20 protein-coding genes are annotated in these 20,748 nt (G+C 54.4%); 7 read left to right on the forward strand and 13 right to left on the reverse strand.

The annotated features are described in order from the left end of the window. Window positions 1-17 precede the first annotated feature (17 nt). Window positions 18-560 carry a glycine cleavage system protein R gene (locus tag ACFO5Q_RS17440; protein WP_068144827.1) on the forward strand — a complete coding sequence of 181 codons (543 nt, stop codon included), beginning with the start codon at window positions 18-20 and terminating at the stop codon, window positions 558-560. 5 nt (window positions 561-565) lie between these two features. Here the strand turns inward: ACFO5Q_RS17440 and ACFO5Q_RS17445 are convergent, their stop codons facing one another. From ACFO5Q_RS17445 to ACFO5Q_RS17455, 3 genes are all read right to left on the reverse strand, one after another. Beyond that, complete coding sequence (locus ACFO5Q_RS17445; RefSeq protein WP_068144830.1) at window positions 566-1,213, reverse strand: MlaC/ttg2D family ABC transporter substrate-binding protein; 648 nt, start codon at window positions 1,211-1,213, stop codon at window positions 566-568. A 44-nt stretch (window positions 1,214-1,257) separates the two neighbouring features. Next, window positions 1,258-1,686, reverse strand: coding sequence for a c-type cytochrome (locus tag ACFO5Q_RS17450; protein ID WP_068144833.1), 429 nt, complete (start codon window positions 1,684-1,686; stop codon window positions 1,258-1,260). A gap of 82 nt (window positions 1,687-1,768) precedes the next feature. Then, on the reverse strand, window positions 1,769-3,379 hold the full coding sequence (locus ACFO5Q_RS17455) for an alanine/glycine:cation symporter family protein (RefSeq protein ID WP_068144834.1): 1,611 nt from the start codon (window positions 3,377-3,379) through the stop codon (window positions 1,769-1,771). A 253-nt stretch (window positions 3,380-3,632) separates the two neighbouring features. On the opposite strand from ACFO5Q_RS17455, the gene ACFO5Q_RS17460 reads away from it, so the two are divergent. Then, window positions 3,633-4,769, forward strand: a complete 1,137-nt coding sequence (locus tag ACFO5Q_RS17460) for a DUF2336 domain-containing protein (protein ID WP_068144837.1) — start codon at window positions 3,633-3,635, stop codon at window positions 4,767-4,769. 59 nt (window positions 4,770-4,828) lie between these two features. Here ACFO5Q_RS17460 and ACFO5Q_RS17465 read toward each other — a convergent pair whose 3' ends face one another. The 4 genes from ACFO5Q_RS17465 to ACFO5Q_RS17480 are packed head-to-tail and all read right to left on the reverse strand — an operon-like array spanning window position 4,829 to window position 10,655. After that, window positions 4,829-6,193, reverse strand: a complete 1,365-nt coding sequence (locus ACFO5Q_RS17465) for a TRAP transporter large permease (protein WP_068144840.1) — start codon at window positions 6,191-6,193, stop codon at window positions 4,829-4,831. After that, window positions 6,193-6,756, reverse strand: coding sequence for a TRAP transporter small permease subunit (locus ACFO5Q_RS17470; RefSeq protein WP_068144842.1), 564 nt, complete (start codon window positions 6,754-6,756; stop codon window positions 6,193-6,195). The genes ACFO5Q_RS17465 and ACFO5Q_RS17470 overlap by 1 nt, the downstream gene beginning before the upstream one ends. Before the next feature lie 5 nt (window positions 6,757-6,761). Further along, a complete protein-coding gene (locus tag ACFO5Q_RS17475) occupies window positions 6,762-7,829 on the reverse strand; it encodes a TRAP transporter substrate-binding protein (RefSeq protein ID WP_068144845.1) in 1,068 nt (355 codons plus the stop codon). A 36-nt stretch (window positions 7,830-7,865) separates the two neighbouring features. Beyond that, on the reverse strand, window positions 7,866-10,655 hold the full coding sequence (locus ACFO5Q_RS17480) for a coiled-coil domain-containing protein (RefSeq protein ID WP_156431885.1): 2,790 nt from the start codon (window positions 10,653-10,655) through the stop codon (window positions 7,866-7,868). Window positions 10,656-10,831: 176 nt separating this feature from the next. On the opposite strand from ACFO5Q_RS17480, the gene ACFO5Q_RS17485 reads away from it, so the two are divergent. From ACFO5Q_RS17485 to ACFO5Q_RS17500, 4 genes are all read left to right on the forward strand, one after another. Next, window positions 10,832-11,098, forward strand: coding sequence for a hypothetical protein (locus ACFO5Q_RS17485; protein WP_068144850.1), 267 nt, complete (start codon window positions 10,832-10,834; stop codon window positions 11,096-11,098). Next, window positions 11,099-11,443 carry an Hpt domain-containing protein gene (locus ACFO5Q_RS17490; protein WP_068144853.1) on the forward strand — a complete coding sequence of 115 codons (345 nt, stop codon included), beginning with the start codon at window positions 11,099-11,101 and terminating at the stop codon, window positions 11,441-11,443. Window positions 11,444-11,551: 108 nt separating this feature from the next. Next, window positions 11,552-12,103, forward strand: coding sequence for a response regulator (locus ACFO5Q_RS17495; RefSeq protein WP_068144856.1), 552 nt, complete (start codon window positions 11,552-11,554; stop codon window positions 12,101-12,103). After that, entirely contained in the window at window positions 12,096-12,593 is a 498-nt protein-coding gene (locus tag ACFO5Q_RS17500) for an Hpt domain-containing protein (RefSeq protein WP_068144859.1), read from the forward strand. The genes ACFO5Q_RS17495 and ACFO5Q_RS17500 overlap by 8 nt, the downstream gene beginning before the upstream one ends. A 68-nt stretch (window positions 12,594-12,661) precedes the next feature. On the opposite strand, the gene ACFO5Q_RS17505 is transcribed toward ACFO5Q_RS17500, so the two are convergent. Next, window positions 12,662-14,146, reverse strand: coding sequence for an alkaline phosphatase (locus ACFO5Q_RS17505; protein WP_068144862.1), 1,485 nt, complete (start codon window positions 14,144-14,146; stop codon window positions 12,662-12,664). A 317-nt stretch (window positions 14,147-14,463) separates the two neighbouring features. Here ACFO5Q_RS17505 and ACFO5Q_RS17510 point away from each other — a divergent pair, with 317 nt between their 5' ends. Beyond that, the gene (locus tag ACFO5Q_RS17510) at window positions 14,464-14,961 is read left to right on the forward strand and encodes an energy transducer TonB (RefSeq protein ID WP_068144865.1); all 498 of its coding nucleotides are present in this window, start codon (window positions 14,464-14,466) and stop codon (window positions 14,959-14,961) included. Between the two features lie 66 nt (window positions 14,962-15,027). Here ACFO5Q_RS17510 and ACFO5Q_RS17515 read toward each other — a convergent pair whose 3' ends face one another. The 5 genes from ACFO5Q_RS17515 to ACFO5Q_RS17535 form a co-directional block, all read right to left on the reverse strand. Continuing rightward, on the reverse strand, window positions 15,028-16,821 hold the full coding sequence (locus tag ACFO5Q_RS17515; protein WP_068144870.1) for a glycosyltransferase family protein: 1,794 nt from the start codon (window positions 16,819-16,821) through the stop codon (window positions 15,028-15,030). 155 nt (window positions 16,822-16,976) lie between these two features. After that, window positions 16,977-18,149 carry a vWA domain-containing protein gene (locus ACFO5Q_RS17520; protein WP_068144873.1) on the reverse strand — a complete coding sequence of 391 codons (1,173 nt, stop codon included), beginning with the start codon at window positions 18,147-18,149 and terminating at the stop codon, window positions 16,977-16,979. A 5-nt stretch (window positions 18,150-18,154) separates the two neighbouring features. Further along, the gene (locus ACFO5Q_RS17525) at window positions 18,155-19,000 is read right to left on the reverse strand and encodes an AAA family ATPase (RefSeq protein WP_068144876.1); all 846 of its coding nucleotides are present in this window, start codon (window positions 18,998-19,000) and stop codon (window positions 18,155-18,157) included. A gap of 225 nt (window positions 19,001-19,225) precedes the next feature. After that, complete coding sequence (locus tag ACFO5Q_RS17530) at window positions 19,226-19,636, reverse strand: flagellar protein FlaG (RefSeq protein ID WP_068144880.1); 411 nt, start codon at window positions 19,634-19,636, stop codon at window positions 19,226-19,228. 115 nt (window positions 19,637-19,751) lie between these two features. Next, on the reverse strand, window positions 19,752-20,576 hold the full coding sequence (locus ACFO5Q_RS17535; RefSeq protein ID WP_068144883.1) for a flagellin: 825 nt from the start codon (window positions 20,574-20,576) through the stop codon (window positions 19,752-19,754). Between the last annotated feature and the right edge of the window lie 172 nt (window positions 20,577-20,748).

Genomic DNA, 20,748 nt, shown 5'->3' on the forward strand with positions numbered 1-20,748 from the left:
TTTCTAGGAGTACCACCGTGACGGCTCAAAACCCGACTTCCTTCCTCATTTCAATCATCGGTCGTGATCAAACTGGGCTTGTGTCTGAAGTAACGGGCTATCTCTTTGAAATTGGGGCAAATTTGGCAGACAGCTCGTTCGCTGTTTTAGGGGAAGCCTTTGAATTTTCATGCGTTGCCACCTTTGATGCAGAGGCCGACCAAGGCGAGCTGGAGAAGGGTCTAGCAGCCCTTGAATTGCTCGCGGGTGCCAGAATCACCGTTTCAGCCTTTGGCTATGACCTTGAGCGCAGCGACAGTGGCGAGATCACGCATCTTGTCGAAATCAAGGGCGGGGATCGTCCTGGCCTTGTGGCACGTATCAGTGAAGTGCTGGTAGACTATGACGCAAATATTGTCCGGATGAGCAGCCGCCGCGTGCCACTTGACGATGGGTCGTATGACTATCGCACACGCTTTGCTGTGAATGTACCAAAGGGCAGGGAAGGGGCACTTGAGGCAGCGCTGTATAACACTGCAGGGAGCCTCCGCCTCGAGTGCAGCCTCGAGGCGGTAAGCTAGGTTTCTTACTCGGAGCTTGCGCTCTGGCCGCCCGAAGTTGCCTCGGGAGCCGTGTTCTGGGCTTTCAGCCAATCGATCAATCCGTCCATGCCTTCATCCTTTACCTTGGACGCAAACACATCGCGGTTAGTAATCATCAGGTTGATGCCTTCAAATTCCAGGTTCACGATCTGGAAACGGCCATCTTTCTTGCGGACGCGCCAATCGGCCAGGATTGGTTCTCCTTCTTCACGCTCTACTTCAGTGCGCACGAACAGGTGGCCATGTTTGCCGGAAGCGGCTTTGGTACCTGTGACAACCAGTGTCTTGAAGCCGATCTGGGCCATGCGTTTGTCGAATTCTGAAATGATATAGTCACCCATGGCCGTCATGTAAGCATCACGCTGTGCGCTGCTTGCAGTACGGTAGTGGCGCCCAAGCATGCCGCGGGCGAGAAGTTCAATATCGGTTGCTTCCTCGAAAATGGCGCGGAAAGCGTTGTAGCGCTCCACTTCCGTCATTTTTGCATCACTCCACACAGCAATGGTTTCGTCAGAAATTCGCTGGATGAAGTCGATGGCCCCTCGGGCATCGTCAACAGCCCGATCATCCTGTGCATATGTCGGGGCAACAATCACCAGTAGCAGGGATAATGTTGCAAGTAGGCGTTTCATTATAATTTGTCCTCACATGTCGGCCGCAGATGGTCCGATATATCTTATTCTGCGCCTGTTGTCGCGTCCCGCAGATAGGCCATAAGGTCTTTGCGGTCCTGTTCTTTCCTCAGGCCGGCAAATGTCATTTTGTTACCGGGCAAGAATGTTTTCGGGCTTGTCAGCCACGCATCCAGTTTTTCTTCAGTCCAGACGAACCCTGCTTCGGAAAGCGCTTTCGAGTAGCGCGTAAAGCCTTCGGAAGAACCTGCCTGGCGACCGAACAGATTATCCAGGTTGGGGCCCAGTTTGGACCGTTCGGAGGCCGTCAGGTTATGGCAGGCTTTGCAGCGGTTGAAGAGCCGTTTGCCTTTGGTCGCGTCGCCACCAGCCGAAATCGCAGTCGACGTCGGGTCGTCATCGGCAAGCGTCGCAGGGCCGGTGAAGGAGGTGAGCGCAGCAACCAGCGCAAGGGTGGCAAAAGTCTTATTCATTACACAAGCTCCAAATAGCGTTGTGGCGGGGAACCCCCCGCCACATATTTCAGTTCCTTACTTAATAGCACATGAACGGAGATCAAGTCTCCTGTGGCAGTTTGCCGCCCTTGTCTGCGCCTGGAACATAAGGTTTGATTTTGCCTGCCTTCAGGCGGCCCCAGTAATCGTTCAGCAGGGCCTTCACTTCCTTACGCAGCAGGAACACACCGATCAGGTTCGGGAACCCGAGCGCCAGCAGTGCTGCATCGGCAAAGTCCATCACAGCGGTCAGCTGCATCGCAGACCCCACGATGATGGCAAGCAGGTAGCACATCTTGTAGATGTTGGTTGCTTGCCTGTGACCACCTTTGGTCAGGTAATCCAGCGCCCGCTCGCCATAATAATAGTATGTGATGGTCGTAGAGAAGGCGAACATCGGCACCGCCAATGTCAGTACATAGCGGAAGCCATCAAAGAAGCTGTCGAACGCCATGGATGTCAGGCCGATACCGTCAAACTCGCCTGCTTCCAGATAAGCACCTGTGAGGATTATCACCAGCGCCGTCATGGTGCAGATTACGACCGTATCGATGAATGGCTCGATCAGGGCAACAAGGCCTTCAGCAACGGGTTCGTTGGTTTTGGCTGCGGCGTGAGCGATTGAGGCTGTGCCGAGGCCAGCTTCGTTCGAGAAGGTCGCACGGCGCAGGCCCATGATAAGCACCCCAAGGATGCCACCGACAACGCCTTCACCTGTAAAGGCCCCTTTGAGGATCAGTCCGAATGCTGCAGGAACTTCTGTGATGTGCGCGCCTATGATGGCCAGGGCTGCGATGACGTAAATCGCGGCCATGATTGGCACCAGAAACTCTGTCACATGTGTGATGCCGCGAATGCCGCCCACGATTACGAAGGAGAGCAAACCCGCATAGATGATGCCGAAGATCCAGGCTTTGCCGGCAAAGAAACTGTCGGCGCCGCCAGTCAGTTCAGCAGCGATGGCCGCCAGCTGGAAAGTTGCCTGGTTTGCCTGGAACATATTGCCCGCGCCGAAGGCGCCAAGGATACAGATCATGGCAAATAGGACAGACAGTCCTTTACCAAACTTGGGCATACCAAGGCCTGCGAGGCCCTTGGATAGATATTTCATCGGGCCGCCAGACACCACGCCGTGCTCGTCAATATCTCGGTACTTGTGGCCCAGCGCGACCTCACAGAATTTGCTGGTCATGCCGAAAAGACCCACCAGGATCATCCAGAAAGTGGCACCAGGACCACCAACAGAGATAGCGATTGCGACACCCGCAATATTTCCAAGGCCTACCGTTGCCGAAAGGGCGGCTGTCAGGGCCTGGAAGTGGGTCACTTCGCCCGGGTCGTCAGGATTGTCATAAGTACCTTTTACGATACGAATGGCCTGCGTGAATCCACGTAGGTTGATGAACCCCATATAGATGGTGAAGAACAGCGCAAAAGAAAAAAGCCAAAGTACAATGACAGGCAACCCAGGAGCGCCTTCCGCTAGCCAATCCATGGGAATTGGATAGAAAATGACTTCAGAAAATTTCGTTGTGAAAGGCGATATGGCATCGTTTACCATCATGGAGAAATCATCCAGAAACTGTTGAAAGGATGATTTTTCAGCCGCCGCATAGACTGTGCCGCTAACGGCGAATACTGCAGCCAGGGCTCCCAGTAATCGTTTGTACATAACTCAAAGCTTCCCCTGTTGACGGGCGTGTTATTATTTTCTTGCCCAGACAAAATATTCTTGGGACGGTATGGTCGTCCGGTTAAAATTGCTGCGCATGCTAGCCGCTAAACGGCATGGGCTCAAGGAAACTATGGTCAAAAATAGGGGAGGACCGTGGTTTTGGGTGATTTGACAGGAGACAGCCTTTTAACGGGCGCTTAACTTGTTTACCGTAGCGTGCATATGAAATTACTTGTGTGGGGATAAGGCCTTGTCAGACAGTACCAAGCTTTCCAGCGCCGATGTCGCGAAACTGCTGCAGGATCCAAATGTTGAGAACCGGGCTGCAGCCGCCGCCAAGGTCGCGACAACTTTTGGTGACGCTCAGCTTACGGAAGGGGAACGCAAGATCGCGGAGGACATTTTCCGCGTCATGCTGAAGGATGCGTCGGTCCGGGTTCGGCACGCTTTGGCTGAAAGCCTTAAGGAAAACCCCGATGTGCCGCATGATGTTGCGACGTCGCTTGCGAAGGACGTTGATGAGGTCGCGCTGCCTGTCGTTGAATTTTCCAGTGTTCTGACGGATCAGGACCTGATTGAGATCGTCCGCACGAAGGGTGCATCAGTCCAGAAAGCTGTGGCTGGCCGCAAGGACGTGTCGGAAGATGTGGCAGACGCACTGGCGGACACCGGCAACGAAGAGGTCGTCGCGACCCTGGTGAGCAATGAAACTGCCCAGATCGCAGAAAAGACCTACGACAAGGTGCTTGAGAAATATGCCGATAGCGACGCGGTCAAGACGCCGATGGCGCTGCGCGGTGAGCTGCCCATTGGCGTGGCAGAACGGCTTGTTGCCATGGTTTCCGAAAAGATTCGCGACCATATCATGACCCACCATGAGGTTTCGCCCGGCATGGCGGCGGACCTTTTGCTGGAAAGCAGAGAGAAGGCAACTGTATCGCTGCTTGAAGGCGGTCAGAAATCAGCGACTGTTCAGGAACTTGTGGATCAGCTGGCGGAACATGGCCGCCTGACACCCACATTGATGCTGCGGGCGCTCTGCATGGGCGACACGACTTTCTTTGAGGTCGCGCTGGCCAAGAAGGTTGGCATCCCCGTGAGCAACGCCTATCAGCTTGTTCATGACAAAGGCGAGCTGGGGCTGAAGCGTTTGTTCGAGGTGGCCAAGATGCCGCCCCAGTTCCTGCCCATGGCACGCGCGGCCCTTGAAGTTGCAGACGAGATGCTGGAAACGGGCGGCGATAACAGAGAGATGTATCGCCAACTGATGATCGAAAGGGTTCTGACGGCCGTTGAGAATGATGTGGATACCGAAAACCTGGATTATCTGATCGGCAAGCTTCAACGGGTAGATGATTCCGAATCGATAGAATCTGATTCAAAGTGATTCGTTTTGCACTCTGGATACAGACCTAAGGGACGCTAGGAGGCGTCCCTTTTTCGTTGCTATTTCCCAAGCTCTGACGGTAGCCAGAGCGCTATTTCCGGCCAGATCAACAGCATCACGAGGCCCAGAAGCTGCAGCAGGACGAAGGGTACAATGCCGCGATAAATATCTGTCAGCTTTACGGACGCCGGTGCAGCGCCTTTCATGTAGAAAAGCGCAAAGCCGAAGGGCGGCGTCAGGAAGCTGGTCTGCAGGTTTACCGCCATCAGCACCGCGAACCAGGGCAATACCTGGGTTGGGTCGGCCAAATGGCTGCCGAAATCTAGCTGGCTGATCACAGGTGCGAAAACCGGCAGGATGATGAGCGTGATCTCGATCCAGTCGAAGAAGAAACCAAGGACGAACACCGCCAGCATCAATATGCCAAGGATGAGCCATGGGCCAGCGCCCGAGGCTTCCATCAGGTGCAGGATCAGGTCGTGGCCACCCAGAAGCGCGAAAACGAATGAAAAGGCTGTCGCGCCGACAAACAGGCCAAACAGCATAGTTGAAGTGAGGGCCGACTGCTCAACTACGTCCCTGAGCGTGCCCAGCGTGAGCTTGCGGTTGAAGGCAGCCAGCAACAGGGCGCCCGCAGCCCCGACGCCGCTAGCTTCTGTTGGTGTTGCAAAGCCGCCGAAGATGGAGCCTAGCACCGCGATGATCAGCAGGATCGGCGGCACGAAGCTTCTGGCGACAAGCCCAAATGTAAGCTGGCCCTTAGCTGCTTCTGCACCTAGCGGCGGTGCCAGCGCGGGGTTCAGGCTGGTGCGGATCAGGATATAGCCCATGTAAAGGAGGGCGAGCAGGAGGCTCGGGCCGATTGCCGCCATAAACAGGCCACCCGCAGATGTGGACAAAAGGTCCGCCATCACCACAAGCATGATGGATGGCGGCAGCAGGATGCCCAGCGTGCCGGAAGCTGCGATTGTGCCTGACGCGAGTGATTTGTCGTAGCCGCGCTCGATCATTACCGGTAGCGCCAGAAGGGTCATCATCACCACACTTGCACCAATAATGCCCGTGGTCGCCGCAAGGATCACGCCCAGAAGCGTAACGGATAGCGCCAGCCCGCCAGGAATGCGATGGGTCATCAGTTGCAGCGTGTAAAGCAGGGACCGGGCCACACCGCTTTTCTCCAGCATCGTTCCCATGAAGATGAACATGGGGATCGCCACCAGAACCTGCTTGTTCACCACGCCGCCAAAGATGCGGCCGATGATCAGGAAGAAGCTGTTTTCATTTTCAAGCCCCAGGGCCACGGCCAGAAGCCAGAAAGCAAGGCCGACGCCACCCAGAACGAATGCCACAGGGTAGCCGGAGAACAGGAGCGGCGTCAGCACCAGGAACATCAGGAACGGTAGGAATTCGATCAGCATATCCATCAGCTGTCTCCCAAATGTGGTTCAACATGGGAGAAAGGCGTTCGTTCGGACTGATCTGCGCGACCGAACAGAAAGACAATTGCCTGCGCAAGTCGTGCCAAGGCAGCGATGCCGAGAACGCCGAAGCCCACAACAATCGCGGACTTGATGATCCAGCGGTCGGGCAGGCCGGTGGGGGATGCCGAGGCTTCATTATAGGCCCAGCTGTAGCTGACATAGTCATACCCGAACCAAAGCACGGCACCTACATAGGGCAAAAGGAACAGAAGGCAGCCGAAAAGTTCGATCCATGCGCGCGTGCGAGCCTGCAGCCGTTCGCTGACGAGCTCAATCCGCACATGCGCGTTTCTCGTATAGGCCCAGCCAAGGCTCATCAGGAACAGGAAACCATGAAGGTGCCATTCAAGTTCCTGCAGTTTCGTCGAGCCGATGACGAACCAGCGCCTGAGGACCACATCAGACATGATCACGAGAATGAGCGCGATGATGGCCCAGGCCGACAATCGGCCTATGGCACTGCTGACGCGCTCCAGCTTTGCAGAGAAGGATAAAAGGCGTTCCATAAACCTCAATCCTTCAGGTAGCCGCGGTCGGACCAGGCTTTGTATTTTTTGCGGAAGGATTGAAGGCTTTCCCACACACGAGCGAACTCAGGGTCTTCTTGCGCCATGTTGGCAGCCACCTTGTTCCAGGCGTTTTCAAGTTCAGCCAGGATTTCCGGCGGCCAGGTGTGGATCTGCACACCTTCCGCTTCCAGCGCGGTCATGGCGTCCGCCTGCAGGGCTTCGCCTTCCGAAATGCCGTAGCGGATGTTCGAGGAACAAGTGGCTTCGATTTGCCGCTGATGCAGCGGCGAGAGGCTGTTCCATGCATCCAGGTTGATCATCAGCTCAAAGAAGGTGGATTGCTGGTGCCAGCCGGGGAAATAGTAATGCTTGGCCACCTGGTAAAAGCCCATGCGGTAGTCAACGGCCGGCATGGCATACTCAGTGGCGTCGATGGTGCCCAGTTCCAGCGCTTGGTAAATCTCGCCGCCTGCGATCAGTTGCGGGGAAGCGCCTATCTCTTCCAGCACTTTGGCGCCAAGGCCAAAGAAGCGAATCTTGAGGCCCTTGAAATCCTCCATGCTGGTGATCTCTTTCTTGAACCAGCCGGACGCTTCTGGCGGCGTCATGCCGCACAGGATGCTGTGGATGTTATGCTTGTGATAGACCTCTTCAAACAGCTCACGTCCGCCGCCATAATCGATCCAGGCCAGATATTCCGGGGCCGAGGGGCCGAAGGGAACGCTTGAGAACAGCTGCAGGGCGCTGTCCTTGCCTGCCCAGTAGCCGGGGGTGGACCAGCCAGCTTCAATGGCGCCATAACTGATGGCATCGAAGGTCTCGAAGGGAGGAGCAATAACACCGGGCTCATAGAATTTGAGCGTAATGTTGCCGCCCGATATCTCATGCAGCTCCCGTTCCAGCCTTTTGCCCATGGTGCCAAGCTGAATAAGGGTGCTTGGGTAGGTGCTGGTCATCCGCCATTCGATTTTCTCAAGTGGCTCAGCGGCGGTTGTTTCCTTGGCTTCTTCAGTACTACAACCTGCCAAAAGGCTGCAGCTGGCAAGTGCCGCAATGATGTGCGCGCGCATAGGCTCCCCTCCCGTACTCGCTTTAATTATAAGGGTTTAGCTGAATTTCTTGAGCGCTTGGCCCAAGAGGATATAGAGCTTGCCCATATCAGATGAAATCAGCGTGACAGACATGGCACTGCCGCGGTCCCCGAGCATGGCGCGTTCCATCATGCCTTCGAAATCGCGACAGTATCGCGTCACGGCCTCTCGGAACTCAGGGTCTGTCTTGAATTTGTCGGCGATGGTCTTGCGTGTGCTGCGGTCCGCAATCTTGAGCGAGCGTCGCATGAAGACAGACCGGTCACCGGCCAGATAGGCCTCCCAGACATCGTCCGGCAGGTCGGTGGAAATGGCCTTGTTGATATCGATTGATGTCGACTGAAGGCTTTCCATCAGCAGCGTGGATGTGCGGGCGAAGTCGTTTTTGGTTGCGCTGGCGATGCGTTTTTCGATCTCTGCCGTATGGTCCATGAACTGGTTGGCCTGTTTGGCGATCTTGTCGGCCTCTGTGCCGATGCGCATGGCAAGCAGCGCGCTTTCCTTTTCTGCCTGTTCGGCAGTGTCCTGATATTCCTCCAGCACGCGGGCGAGGGTGGCCTGCATCTCTTCGCGCAGGTAGGTAATACGTTCGGCAGCCTTGTTTGAGATTTCATCCATGCTGGCAGCCAGTTCGGTGCGCGTTTCGTCCACGGACGATTTCATTTCCGTCTGTGCCCGTTCCGTCTGGTCCATCAGTGACTGGCTTGCGGCATCAAGCCGCGCCGCTGCTTCCATGGAGCTCATGGCGAAGCGATCTACCTCTTTGCTCATGGTATCCGTGGCTTCGTTGAGGTTTTTCACCACACCTTCGGTTTCGTCCTTGATGCGCGCCCGCTCGCCCGAGAAGGCCTCTGCGGCTGTGCCAAGCGCTTCGCTTGATTCCTTCAGTTCGGCCCGCAGGTCTGTGTTACGCTCCTTGAGCGTGTCTGATGCTGCCGACAGGCTCTCAGCCGTCTGGCTGCCCGTTTCGCGCATATGTTCAACCATCGACACCAGGTTGCCTGACTTGCCTTCAAGGTCTTCACCAACCCGTTCTGCGGCTTCCTGAAGCTCCTTGCCCTGGGCTGCAAACCGTTCTGCTGCTTCAATCACACGTTCGGCAGCATCGTTCGAGGCACTGTTCAGCGCATCCCGCTGCGCCGAAAGATCCTCTTCCAAGCGTGCCAGCTTCATGCGGGTATCGTTCAGCACTTCTGCAATCTGCTGGCTCTGGGCGCTCATTTGATCCTGTACGCCCGCAAGTTCCTGGCTGGTGGCGCCAGCTTTTTCGGTCAGCTCATCCGCTTTGGCGCCGATCTGGTCAGCAGAGGCCCCAAGTTGGGTGCCTGCAGCTTCGCCAGCTTTGGCAAGCTCCTCAAGCTGTTCTTCAACACCAGCGCGCAGCTGGCGGATATGTTGCAGTGTCCGTGATGCCACTTCTTCGGCCTGGGCGGCTGCGGTGTCGCTATGGCTGGTGATGGAGGCCATCGTTTCATCCAGTGCCCGGCGCGCGCGCTCAAGCCCGTCATCCAACACGCGGTCTACCTGCCGGGCATGCTCAAGCACGGCCTTGCCTGTTTCCTCGGTGGTTGCGAGCGTTTTCTCGTTCACCGACTTGCTGGTTGAAAGGGCGGCCTCGCAGTGTTCTTCAAGTGATTTGCCGGCCTCATCCAGCATCGCCTTGGCCTGGCTGACGGCCTCGGTCATCTTCTCGGACATGGTCTGGGCGCGTTCGGAAACGATTGTGGATACTTCTTCGGTGTGGGCGAGGGCATCGGTGGCGGCTGTGCGCACTTCGCCCACGTGCGACCGGAGCGCCTCTTCAATCTTGGCAGATTCGGCTGCTGCCAACTGTGCCAGTTCATTAAGAACATTAGCCTGTGTTTTCATGTGCTCAGACAGTTCAGCTGACCGGCCTTCAAGGCCTTCCACATCGTGGCGGAAGCGGTCCATGCCGGAGAGAACATTGTCGGTGACCGACTGCAGCCTGAGCTCCACATCTACCGTCAATTCCTGCACTTCGCTGGCCTTCTTGGAGATATGACTGCTGGCACTGTCGAGCCGGGCTTCCATGTTATCCGTCGCGCCGTGAAGAGCTGTCAGGCTTTCATCAATCTTCTCCTTGGCGGAGATGGCGGTGCCTGCGGCATTTTCCCCAGCGCCGGAAAGGTCTGCTGCCATGGCCTTGACTATCGCTTCAAGGTTATTGAAGCGGCCTTCAATTTCCGTTGTTAGCTCAGACATGCTGCTGCGTTCGCGTTCCAGAATCTCCCGAATACTGCTGGTGCGGGCTTCTGTGTCAGCTGTTGCGGAAAAGAGATTGCTGATCTGTTCCTGGAAGCGTTTTTCCAGGTTGTCGATGCGGTCGGAGGCCAGATCGGCCACGGCCTCAATGTTGGTCAGTTCTTTCTTGAGCGCTTTGTTCAGCTGTCCCAGGCGCTGTTCTGCCAGCTCGACAGGCGCCACGGCCTTGTGAAGGCTTTGCGCCATGGCCAGACGGCGCTCTAGAAGCGGGTCTGTGCGCTGGAAGGCAAGCGCAATCAGCCAGAAAATGGCCACAGGGGTCGTGAGGCCACCAATAATGGCCGCCGCACCTTCGGGCGCCATCGCGGCAAGGTTTGTACCCGCATTGGAAAGATAATAAGCCCCGGCCCCGAGCCAGCCCAGCGAGGAAACGCTGGCCAGCATGAAAGGCATCAGACGGCGGGTGTTGCGCGACCGAATGGCTTTCTTTGCTTTTTCGCTGTCGGCGACAGGCGTTTCACCAGTGCCACCCTCAGGTTCCTGATCCGTTGTTTCAGGGAAATCCATTTCCGCTTTCGACATGCCGCCCCCGGCGTTACCGCCACCCATTGAAATAACTTACTCTATTGTTACAGTTCATGAATAACACCAGAACGTCAACACGTGCCAGCTTGTTCCTTGACGGAAAAGCAGAATTTTAACGAAGATTATGGCAATATGACGGTTCGTGATCGTTTTCATGACGGGGAAGGGGATTTATGAGCGATCTAATGGAACATCAGTCTGCTACCAAGGCGAAGCCAAGCAGCGCTCAGCGCAGATACCTTGAACGCGGACTTTCCGAGCCGGGCGGCAAGCTGCCCCTTTTCGATCAGGACGGCCAACGGATCAAGGACAAGACCATTAGGTCTTGCCTCTCAAAGGGCTGGTGCGAGCCGTGGTACCGCAACCCGATCAAGCCAGACTGGCTTGTGTGCAAGCTGACGAGCGCCGGGCGCGCTGTTCTTGGCAAGGAAAAGCGCTAGATGGCCGAGTCAGACTGGGACGAATCTGTCGTGCTCGACCGAAAGCACTTGGTTGGGTACACTGGTGGCGACGAATATCTCGCCCGCGACGTTTTGAAAATATTTCTGGAAAATGCACCGCTATATCTGGACACGCTGGAAGCTGCGGAAGGGGAGGGCTGGCGTTCGTCAGCCCATAAGCTTAAGGGAGCTGCGCGGGGTATCGGCGCCTGGCGTATGGCGCGAGCCGCAGAGCGCGCGGAGATGATGGGAGAACCAGCCGCGGATGACCCTCGGCGGCCAAAGATTCTGGGAGTTCTGAGAGAACGATTGGGGGAATTGGCAGCAGCTATCAATTCCGGATAAACTTGTGATCTGTAAGCGAAAAGATTGACCGAAAGATTGACCGGGCGCCAAAACTAGCGGTAAAAAAGTTTAGCAACCTGTAATAGGCAGGACAAATAAGGCACATGTATGAGCGATTATGATTTTGACCGGGTAAATGTATTGTTGGCGGAAGATAGCCCGTTCATCCGCTCCTTGCTGGTAAATTCCCTGAAAGTTCTTGGCGTCGGCAATGTGTTCGCCGTAGAGCACGGCGGTGACGCGATCCATTTCCTTCAGCGTGTAAAGAACGAGCCCATGAAGGTAGGGGTACAGCAGATTGATATTGTTATTTCCAACTGGGACATGCACCCGATTGACGGCATGATGTTCCTGCGCTGGGTGCGACGCCATAAGGATAGCCCGGACCGTTTCGTGCCTTTCGTGATGATCACCAGCTATTCCGAGCCTGAACGCGTCCTGCAGGCGCGGGAAATGGGCGTTACGGACATGCTGGCCAAACCCTTCACCATCAAGAACATTGGCGACAAGCTGATTTCGATTATCGAACGGCCACGCCAGTTCGTGCACACAAAAGACTTCTTTGGCCCGGATCGGCGCCGCCAGAAGCTGGAATTTGAGGGCCCTGAACGCCGTGTCCTGACCGACAAGAGCGAAGGCGTGGAGATTATCCGTGGATAAAAAGAAGGTCATCGTACGCTTTTACCGGTTCAAGAACCGGCTGAAGGAAAAGACAGCGGGCCTCGCGCCGGGCAAGGTTTCTATTTCCGCCGAAGCGCTTGAAGCTGCTGAGGCCGCGCTTGAGAAGATGGCAGAGGATTATCCCGACTGGGTGTCCGGCCTGATTGTGAAGCTGCAGGAACAGCACGGACGCTGTGTGGACAGCCCGGAAAAACGCCGGGAAAGCCTGGAAGCCATCAACCATATCGCACACGATATGAAGGGGCAGGGCGGCACCTTTGGCTATCCACTGATTACGACCATCGCAGATTCCCTGTATGGGTTTTCCTATTCCAGGGATGAGATTACGGATAACCAGGTGGAGTTGATCAAGGCGCACCTGGACGCCATGCGGGCTGTGATCCGTGGGCGCGTCAGCGGAAGCGGTGGTGAGATCGGCGAGAAGCTGATTGATGGCCTTAACCAGGCAATCGCCAAATATGACAAATAGGCCTTTCGGCCAGGCATTAAAAAAGGGACCGGTAGTCGGTCCCTTTTTTTGTTTTCCTATGACTGGGACTATTCCGAAGCTCGCTTCCTGAGATCCAGGGCGTAATCCATAATGTGGAAGATAACATTCTGCTCGATGGTGCCGCGCACGATATGGGCCCTCGGGCCGATGGCGAACAGCCCAACGTCTTCGCCGCCGTGGGTTTCGCTGCGGGTTGGTACCAGGGCTTGCGGGCGGAAGTCTGGAGCCGCGATGTCTTCTTCCGTCAGATGCTTACGCTCACCCTGCACGGCGCCAGGACCGTTCTGGTAGGCCAGTGTGGTGTATGGCTTGCCATCTTTTGCCAACGTCGGCTCCGTTTCACCAGGCCCGGTTACAAGGCCGAAAATCGGGTTACCACGCTTGGGGTAGCCAGCCATGGTGAAAACATGGCTGTGGTCAGCGGTTACAAGGATCATCGTCTCGTCCAGATCCACCATTTCCATGGCTTTGCGTACAGCCTTGGACAGAGCAACCGTGTCATAGAGCGCGGCTTTGGCGCTGCCCCCGTGATGGCCGTGATCAATCCGCCCGGCCTCAACCATGAGATAATAGCCGCCGTCATTTTTCTGCAGCATCTTGATGGCGACTTCGGTCATTTCGGCGAGGTCTGGTTGCTCGTCACCGCGCTGGGCTTCGAACTGCATGTGGGAGTTGTCGAACAGGCCCAAGAGGCGCGATGTGTTGGCTATATCGACCTGCGCCAGACTTTGCTCGTTTTCCACATAGGCGGCACTGCTATCGCTTGCCATCCATTCCTGGGTCAGGTCGCGTCCGTCCTTGCGGCGACCTTCCCCTGTGCCCAAGGGTTGGAAGTTGCGACGCCCGCCGCCCAACGCCACTTCTAGGCCGTTCCCGCCGATCGGGTTTAGTATTTGTTGTGCGATGTCCCTACAGCCGTTTGCCACAGCTTCTTCCGGAAGTTCGCCATCATTTTCCCAGCCACGACTTGGGCTGTGAGCATAGACCGCGGCAGGTGTCGCGTGTGTCAGGCGCGCGGTGCTGACAATTCCGGTCGCCATGCCGATTTTCTCAGCATAGTGGGCGAGCGGCGTCAGCGCAGTTTCCATTGCCCCGGCACACTGGCCGTTTGGCTGGGTTGGTGCTGTGTTGATAACGCCAATACGCGTTTTCGAGCCGGTATTGAGTGCAGATGCTGTGCCGGCAGAGTCTGGCACCTGTGCGTCGACATTGTAGGTTTTGACAAGGGCCGTATATGGGAAGCGTTCGAAGCTGAGATAGTTTTCCTCGCCAGACTTGCCTTGCATCTGGCCTTCCAGAATGCGCCCAGCCGTCAGCGTTGAAATACCCATTCCGTCACCAACAAAGAGGATGACATTCTTGGCCCGTTTTGTGTTTACCGGCTCGGCGGCCTTTTCCGCGACGACCCGTGCGCCTTCTTCGAGCCACGTTTCAGCTGTGCCGGTGTCTTCAGCCTGCGCGCTTGCAGTGAACAATGTGGTGGCCAAGGCGGTTGTCGCGATTGCCACAGATTTCAATCCAATGTTTTTCATAAAGTCCTTCCCGGAACTCGAAATGATATGTGGGCGCACATCGCCCTTCTTTTAGCAAACTCGACGACAGCTATAAAAGGCAAATTTAGACTTATTGTGACAGTAAGACTGTGATCTGTCACGGCCAGGTGAAATGGATATAAACTTCTGTCTCAGAGTTTATCGGAAGATCGCATTTTCTCCTCCGCTCGTCGTGTAGGCATCGCGTTCCGCCTCTGATCTGCCAATCTCTCCTTACCGGCGCAAAGCAAAAACAGCGTGAGAGAAAGCCGGACTTGAAACACAAGCGACACACAATCCAAAGCGAGGAGAATACAATGACTATCCGTTTCATGAAAAAGACCGCTATCGCTGCTGCAGTTTCCGCCGCGACCATGTTTAGCGGGGCGGCGCAGGCAGGCCATGACAGTGGGCTTAACGCCTGGGCTGAAAGCGCAGGAAGCAGCGTTGACAAGGTGATGACATATCCGGTTTTTGCAGCCCGCAAAGGTGATCAGGGGTACGCCAGCTTCCGTGTTACAGTCAACCGGGCAGGGGATGTGGTGGCGTCCGACCTGCTGCAGCGCACAGACAGTCCACTTTTGAATTCCGCGGCCAGGCGCGTTGTGGAACGTGCCGACTTTCCGGCGCTACCGGCAGACTTTGATGGCAAGGAGCTGACATTCTCACTTCAGCTGAATTACGCCCTGGCCGGGTCTGCGATGGAACAGCGCAATCTGATGCGAGAAGGCCGCGTTACCGGTCGCGAGATTGCTGGCAATCGCGGTCCTCTGACCGCCAGCATATCGTTCGAAAGAACGGCAAGTGCGGATTGATGGGTTGGGCGAGACTCAGGTGATCTAAAAGGCAAGAAAAAGGGGCTGGTCAGCCCCTTTTTTTGTTTAGGCCAGGCGAAGCCCCTCGATAGGTTTGGGCCGCTGGCCCGTGTATGCAAGTGCGAGGTCGGCAATCTCACACATGTAAGCCTTTAGGATTTTGTCTTTCTGCGAGGCATCGTTTCCTGCAAGCAAATACTGGGTCGAAAGATGGTTTAGTTCGGCTTTTGCTGCTGCTTCTGTGTCGAGTTGTGGAACCTTGGGAATGTATATCAGCGAGGTGGCATTCAGCAGATGTTCTGCCTGGTCGCTGCCTTTCAGGTCATCCCTGATTTGTGCCAGCATGTCATTATCACATACACCCAGTCGCAAACGATGCATTACTACGTTCCATCGGTCGACTATAGTGGGTTCGGCTATGCGTTGATAGAGGCCGTCCAAGCCGGAAAGCGTTTGTTGCTGGATCATTGTGGTCAGAGCGTCATCCCTGACGATTTTCATTAGCAGAGGTGTGAAAATGTCTGCCCGCAAAAGGTCAAACTGAGCCAGGAGCGCATGCTCCATCGAAGTTTGTGTCTGCAGCGAGTGAAGCATTGCATGATATAGCGCATATGGCTTTTTGTGTGATTGCGGAGCGTGGAACAGGCCCGCAATCCTGTGATTTACTGCTTGCTCGCGTGTCAAGGTCCTGGGCTTTGTGGACGCTGCCTTGTCCTGAACCTGTTGAATGAGCATGCGATAGATGCTCTCGTAGCTGTATTCAGTGTTCATTCTGTGCTGTCCGGCCTGCGCAATAGCTTTGGCTTTCTCAGGATTTTCCAACAAATCCAGCAGCTTGTGTTCAAAGTTTCCTTCATCAAACAAGACGGCCTCAGTACCGTCTCTAAAATATTGGTCCAGCTTCAAGTCACCGATTGGAAACACTGCATCATATTGCATCATGGCGGCACCCGCGTTCATGATCTCACAGGTGCGGTAATTATAGGGGCCATGCTGTCCAACAGAGTTGAGAGCAATTTTACTGCGTCTCAGGTGTTGAATATATTCTGTCCTCGTCAGTCCGGAAATCGCCACGAGGTTATAGCGGCTCCCATATTTTTTCTTGAACGCCTCGAACAATGTATGGGTCTTTTTGCGAAAGGCCCCATACGCCCCTTCAGAACTGTTGCTGAAGCTAAGCAAAAGATCGATGTCTCGTTCTGTGTCGTCGAGTGGGGGGATAATGTCTTTAAATGACCCCCAATTGCCACCGAAAGGCAGGTCCAAGATTATCTTATCTGGAAAGGCGTTTCCGACGAGCTCAACATAACGCGCGGAAAGCGGGCAAAGAAAATCATAGAAGTGGGAAAAGTTTTCAATTGATAGCGTCAGGTGTTGATGGCACAGCCCGCCGACAGTTGGAAAAGGCAGCTTTTCGAGGCCAATTGGAAGCACACTCGCGCCACATATCTGGGGGTCCCAATAGAGGTCCGGGCCAAATCCGCTGGGAAGCCGATCAATAGCGTCACTTAGTGACGTGTTTCCTATTGTGAGGTGGAGGCGGTCGACTTCATTGCTCTTTGGCACTGTTGTAGTGATGGACACAACGTCAGCGACGCGCATCAATGGCACAGTGTGAAAGTTTGGAAAATGTTCTGAATTGATCAAGCCCAGAAGTATTTTAGGGCGGGGTTGCTGCATCAAGTGTGCATTTTTTACCCGGAAAATATTTCGGGCCCTGAGAAAATCCTGACTTAGTTCAAGGCCTTGGCCAGCCAGTTGCTCATAGAGGTTTTCCAGGTCGTGGATATATGCGATGTCGCCATTCGCCGCACTTTCCATCTGTTGAAGCTTGTTCAACAGCGTTTGCGTAGATTGCATTTGGTAGCTCCTTTGATTTCTTCTAGTTGAAATCAAAGCAAATCAAATACCAATTGCGTCACATATACACTAAAGTATATGTTATCTGCAAAATAATACTTTAGATTTAATAAGCGCAATCTAAAGTTTAAAGCTATTTTTGAGGGATAGGGGCGTTAGCGGCGCAATTCGCGCATTGCGCGGTCGATACCGCTTACGGTCAGAGGGAACATTCGGTCTTCCATCAGCGTTTTCATGATCTGGATAGATTGTGAATAATCCCAGTGCGTTTCCGGGATGGGATTCAGCCATACGGCCCGTTGATAAACCTGTGTAAGGCGGTTCATCCAGACCTCGCCGGACTCTTCGTTCCAATGCTCAACCGAGCCCCCTGGATAGGTGATCTCATAGGGGCTCATGGAAGCGTCACCAACGAAAATGACCTTATAGTCGTGCGGATAAGTGTGCAGGACATCCAAAGTGGAGATGAAGTCGTTGAAGCGGCGGCTGTTTTCCTTCCAAACCTTTTCGTAAAGACAATTGTGGAAGTAGAAGAATTCCATATGCTTGAATTCGGCCTTGGCGGCAGAAAACAGTTCCTCACACACTTTGATATGCGGATCCATTGATCCGCCAACGTCAAAGAACAGCAGCACTTTTACCGAGTTGTGCCGTTCAGGAACCATCTTGATGTCCAGGTAGCCCTGGTGCGCTGTCGCACGGATGGTGCCGTCCAGGTCCAGCTCGCTTGCTTCGCCTTCGCGGGCAAACTGCCGAAGTTTCCTGAGAGCTACTTTGATATTGCGGGTGCCAAGTTCGACGCTGTCGTCAAGGTTCTTGTATTCGCGCTTGTCCCAGACCTTGATAGCACGACCGTGGCGGCCTTTGTCCTGGCCGATCCGAACGCCTTCGGGATTGTAACCATAGGCGCCGAAAGGGCTTCTGCCGGCAGTACCAATCCATTTGTTGCCGCCTTGGTGGCGCTCCTGTTGCTCTTCAAGGCGCTTTTTCAGCGTTTCCATGATCTCGTCCCAGCTGCCGAGGGACTTGATCTCCTCCATTTCTTCTTTCGAAAGATAGAGCTCAGCAAGTTTTTCCAGCCATTCTTCAGGGATTTCCATAGCTTCATCGCCGATAAACTCGATCCCTTCGAATGTCTTGCCGAAGATACGGTCGAACTTGTCCAGGTTCTTTTCATCCTTCACGAAGGCTGAACGGGCGAGATAGTAGAAATCCTCCACGCTGTAGTTTGCACAGCCGGCCTTCATGGCTTCAAGAAGCGTCAGATACTCCTTGATGCTGACCGGGACACCGCCGTTTTTCAGATCGTAAAAGAAGCTGTTGAACATGGCCGTCAAGCCCCTTGGCGCCTGTTCATGAAGGCAAGTCGCTCAAACAGATGCACGTCCTGCTCGTTCTTGAGAAGTGCACCATGAAGCGGCGGGATAATGGTTTTCGGGTCTTTCGATTTTAGCACATCCAGCGGCAGGTCTTCGGCCATCAGGAGCTTGAGCCAGTCCAGGAGCTCACTGGTTGATGGTTTTTTCTTCAGGCCCGGGACTTCCCGGAGCTCGAAGAAGACATTCAGGGCTTCCTTGACCAGACTTTGCTGGATGTCCGGATAGTGAACCGCGATGATATCTTTCATGGTTTCCGCATCAGGAAATTTGATGAAATGGAAGAAGCAGCGACGCAGGAAGGCATCTGGTAGCTCTTTCTCGTTGTTGGACGTGATGATCACGATGGGGCGATTTTTCGCCTTCACAGTCTCGCCGGTTTCATAGACATGAAACTCCATTCGGTCGAGTTCCAGAAGGAGGTCATTTGGAAATTCGATATCCGCTTTGTCAATCTCATCAATGAGAAGGACAGGTGTCTCATCGCAGGTAAAGGCTTCCCAGAGCTTTCCCTTCTTGATGTAGTTATTGATATCCTTGACTTTTTCGTCGCCGAGCTGGCTGTCTCGCAAGCGGGAAACGGCATCATATTCATAAAGGCCCTGCTGCGCCTTTGTGGTGGATTTGATGTGCCATTCAATAAGCCGACAGCCAAAGGCTTCCGCCACTTCGTTAGCCAAAACGGTTTTTCCGGTTCCTGGTTCACCTTTGATAAGGAGAGGGCGCCTTAGCGTCGCAGCCGCATTCACGGCAACCTTGAGGTCATCGGTGGCGACGTAATTTTCGGTGCCAGCAAATTTCATTTTTTCTACTCCTGAAACAGACAAATCGAATTGCTACTTACGTAGCGCATATGCTCTCGATGTCCAGCCCAAGCTTTTGAAGAAGGGGGAGGGGACGACAAGCTTTGAGAAAACGCAAAAAGCCTGTTCCGCACCCATTGGGGCAGATACAGGAGAACTATTCATCTTCAGCTTAGGCTTGAGTAATGCTAGCGCATCAACCGTTTAAAATGGGTTAACTCAAGCCTAGGCTTTATCGTCTACTGCCAGTCCAGCGACATGCCGATAGTAAGACAGAAACTCCAGGATCGATTCTGGTGGGAACTGTTTGATTACGTCACCGGTTTCGGTGTCGATATTCTTGTAAACAAACCGTCCTGTTTCGTCGTCTTTATCGATACGCAGCCGCGTATTCGGAGCCTGCTCCTCTTCCGGAAGGAAGCCTTGCAGTGCCTCAGCCGCCCGCTCCAGCGGTGTAGCATTGGCATTCTGAACCTTTTTCTCAACAGCGGAAAGAGGTTCAACTCCTGACGTTGGCCCGCTTTGGGGCTTGATGCCTGTATAGCGGTCGACGTCATTCGAGGCTGGCTTGGCAGATTTTGCGCCTTGCAGGTCTAGGACCTGAGCGCTGCCGCCTACTTTTCCAATCTCAGTCATCGGTCCACTCCTGAAACAATGGATGTTTTCATTGTTTCGTTAACGTTCATGCTCTTGCCTGGGCGAAGGGTGGGCCGCCTTGGGTGCCGGATGGCGGCCCACCGATCAGCTCAAATTAACGGAAGAGCCCAAGTACGGTCGAAGGCGCCTGGTTGGCGATCGACAGTGCCTGCAGGCCAAGCTGCTGCTTCACTTGCAGTGCTTGCAAGCTTGCAGATTCTTTGGCCAGATCCGCGTCAACGAGGTTACCGATACCAACTTCGATGGTATCAGACAGTTTGCCAACGAAGTCTTTCTGCAGCTCAAGACGTTTCGCACCAGCGCCAAGTGAAGACAGTGACGTGTTCACGTTACCAATGGATGCCTCAATGAGGTCAACCGCAGCGGATGCGTTAGCAGCCGTGTCGATTGCCGTAGCAGAGGAAACGGTCACAGTGGTGCCGCTGAGGGCCAGGTCCTGTGCAGGAATGGAGATCGTGTTGGAGCCGTCGTCGTTAGTGATTGCAACGATTGAGCTCGAGCCGTCAACCGCGTTGGTACCGTTGAATTCGGCGTTCGATACGATCGATGTGATCTGGGCACGAAGCTGAGTGAACTCGTCATTCAGGGCGGTACGGCTGGCAGTATCAAGGCCTGCGTCTTTTGCAGCCACAGCCTTCTCTTTCATTTCAATGAGAAGGTCGGAAACTGCTTCACCTGCAGCCACAGCCACGTCAATGGTAGAAAGCGCGCGGTCCAGGGAGGACTTCACAGCGTTCAAACCGGAAACGTCGCCACGCAGTTTTTGCGCGATCGAGAATACGGCAGCATTGTCTTTTGCAGAAGCTACTTTCAAACCCGTATTAATACGGCTTTGCACCGTATTGAGGTTACTACTCGTAGAATTAAGGTTTTGCAGGGCAGCAAACGCGCCCGCATTAGTGTTTACCGAAAAAGCCATTTTGCTTCTCCTTTTTGGAGTTATTTAACGGGCATTTTGCCCTAAGGACCTTTTGTCCTAGCGCTTAACTTGCAATATTAGTGCCACTTAGGTGGAAAATGGAAACTTATTTAACTATTTGTAAACAATGGAAAATATTGGATTTGGTCAATTTTAGGTATAATTTATAGGT

The organism is Kordiimonas lipolytica, assembly GCF_042651265.1.
GTDB classification, from domain to species: Bacteria; Pseudomonadota; Alphaproteobacteria; order Sphingomonadales; family Kordiimonadaceae; genus Kordiimonas; species Kordiimonas lipolytica.

Excerpts from the sequence above, each read along its gene's own strand:
- ACFO5Q_RS17445 (WP_068144830.1), bottom strand. The coding sequence starts at position 1,213 with ATGAAACGCCTACTTGCAACATTATCCCTGCTACTGGTGATTGTTGCC.
- ACFO5Q_RS17450 (WP_068144833.1), bottom strand. The coding sequence starts at position 1,686 with ATGAATAAGACTTTTGCCACCCTTGCGCTGGTTGCTGCGCTCACCTCC.
- ACFO5Q_RS17455 (WP_068144834.1), bottom strand. The coding sequence starts at position 3,379 with ATGTACAAACGATTACTGGGAGCCCTGGCTGCAGTATTCGCCGTTAGC.
- ACFO5Q_RS17465 (WP_068144840.1), bottom strand. The coding sequence starts at position 6,193 with ATGGATATGCTGATCGAATTCCTACCGTTCCTGATGTTCCTGGTGCTG.
- ACFO5Q_RS17470 (WP_068144842.1), bottom strand. The coding sequence starts at position 6,756 with ATGGAACGCCTTTTATCCTTCTCTGCAAAGCTGGAGCGCGTCAGCAGT.
- ACFO5Q_RS17475 (WP_068144845.1), bottom strand. The coding sequence starts at position 7,829 with ATGCGCGCGCACATCATTGCGGCACTTGCCAGCTGCAGCCTTTTGGCA.
- ACFO5Q_RS17480 (WP_156431885.1), bottom strand. The coding sequence starts at position 10,655 with ATGTCGAAAGCGGAAATGGATTTCCCTGAAACAACGGATCAGGAACCT.
- ACFO5Q_RS17485 (WP_068144850.1), top strand. The coding sequence starts at position 10,832 with ATGAGCGATCTAATGGAACATCAGTCTGCTACCAAGGCGAAGCCAAGC.
- ACFO5Q_RS17490 (WP_068144853.1), top strand. The coding sequence starts at position 11,099 with ATGGCCGAGTCAGACTGGGACGAATCTGTCGTGCTCGACCGAAAGCAC.
- ACFO5Q_RS17495 (WP_068144856.1), top strand. The coding sequence starts at position 11,552 with ATGAGCGATTATGATTTTGACCGGGTAAATGTATTGTTGGCGGAAGAT.
- ACFO5Q_RS17505 (WP_068144862.1), bottom strand. The coding sequence starts at position 14,146 with ATGAAAAACATTGGATTGAAATCTGTGGCAATCGCGACAACCGCCTTG.
- ACFO5Q_RS17510 (WP_068144865.1), top strand. The coding sequence starts at position 14,464 with ATGACTATCCGTTTCATGAAAAAGACCGCTATCGCTGCTGCAGTTTCC.
- ACFO5Q_RS17515 (WP_068144870.1), bottom strand. The coding sequence starts at position 16,821 with ATGCAATCTACGCAAACGCTGTTGAACAAGCTTCAACAGATGGAAAGT.
- ACFO5Q_RS17520 (WP_068144873.1), bottom strand. The coding sequence starts at position 18,149 with ATGTTCAACAGCTTCTTTTACGATCTGAAAAACGGCGGTGTCCCGGTC.
- ACFO5Q_RS17525 (WP_068144876.1), bottom strand. The coding sequence starts at position 19,000 with ATGAAATTTGCTGGCACCGAAAATTACGTCGCCACCGATGACCTCAAG.
- ACFO5Q_RS17530 (WP_068144880.1), bottom strand. The coding sequence starts at position 19,636 with ATGACTGAGATTGGAAAAGTAGGCGGCAGCGCTCAGGTCCTAGACCTG.
- ACFO5Q_RS17535 (WP_068144883.1), bottom strand. The coding sequence starts at position 20,576 with ATGGCTTTTTCGGTAAACACTAATGCGGGCGCGTTTGCTGCCCTGCAA.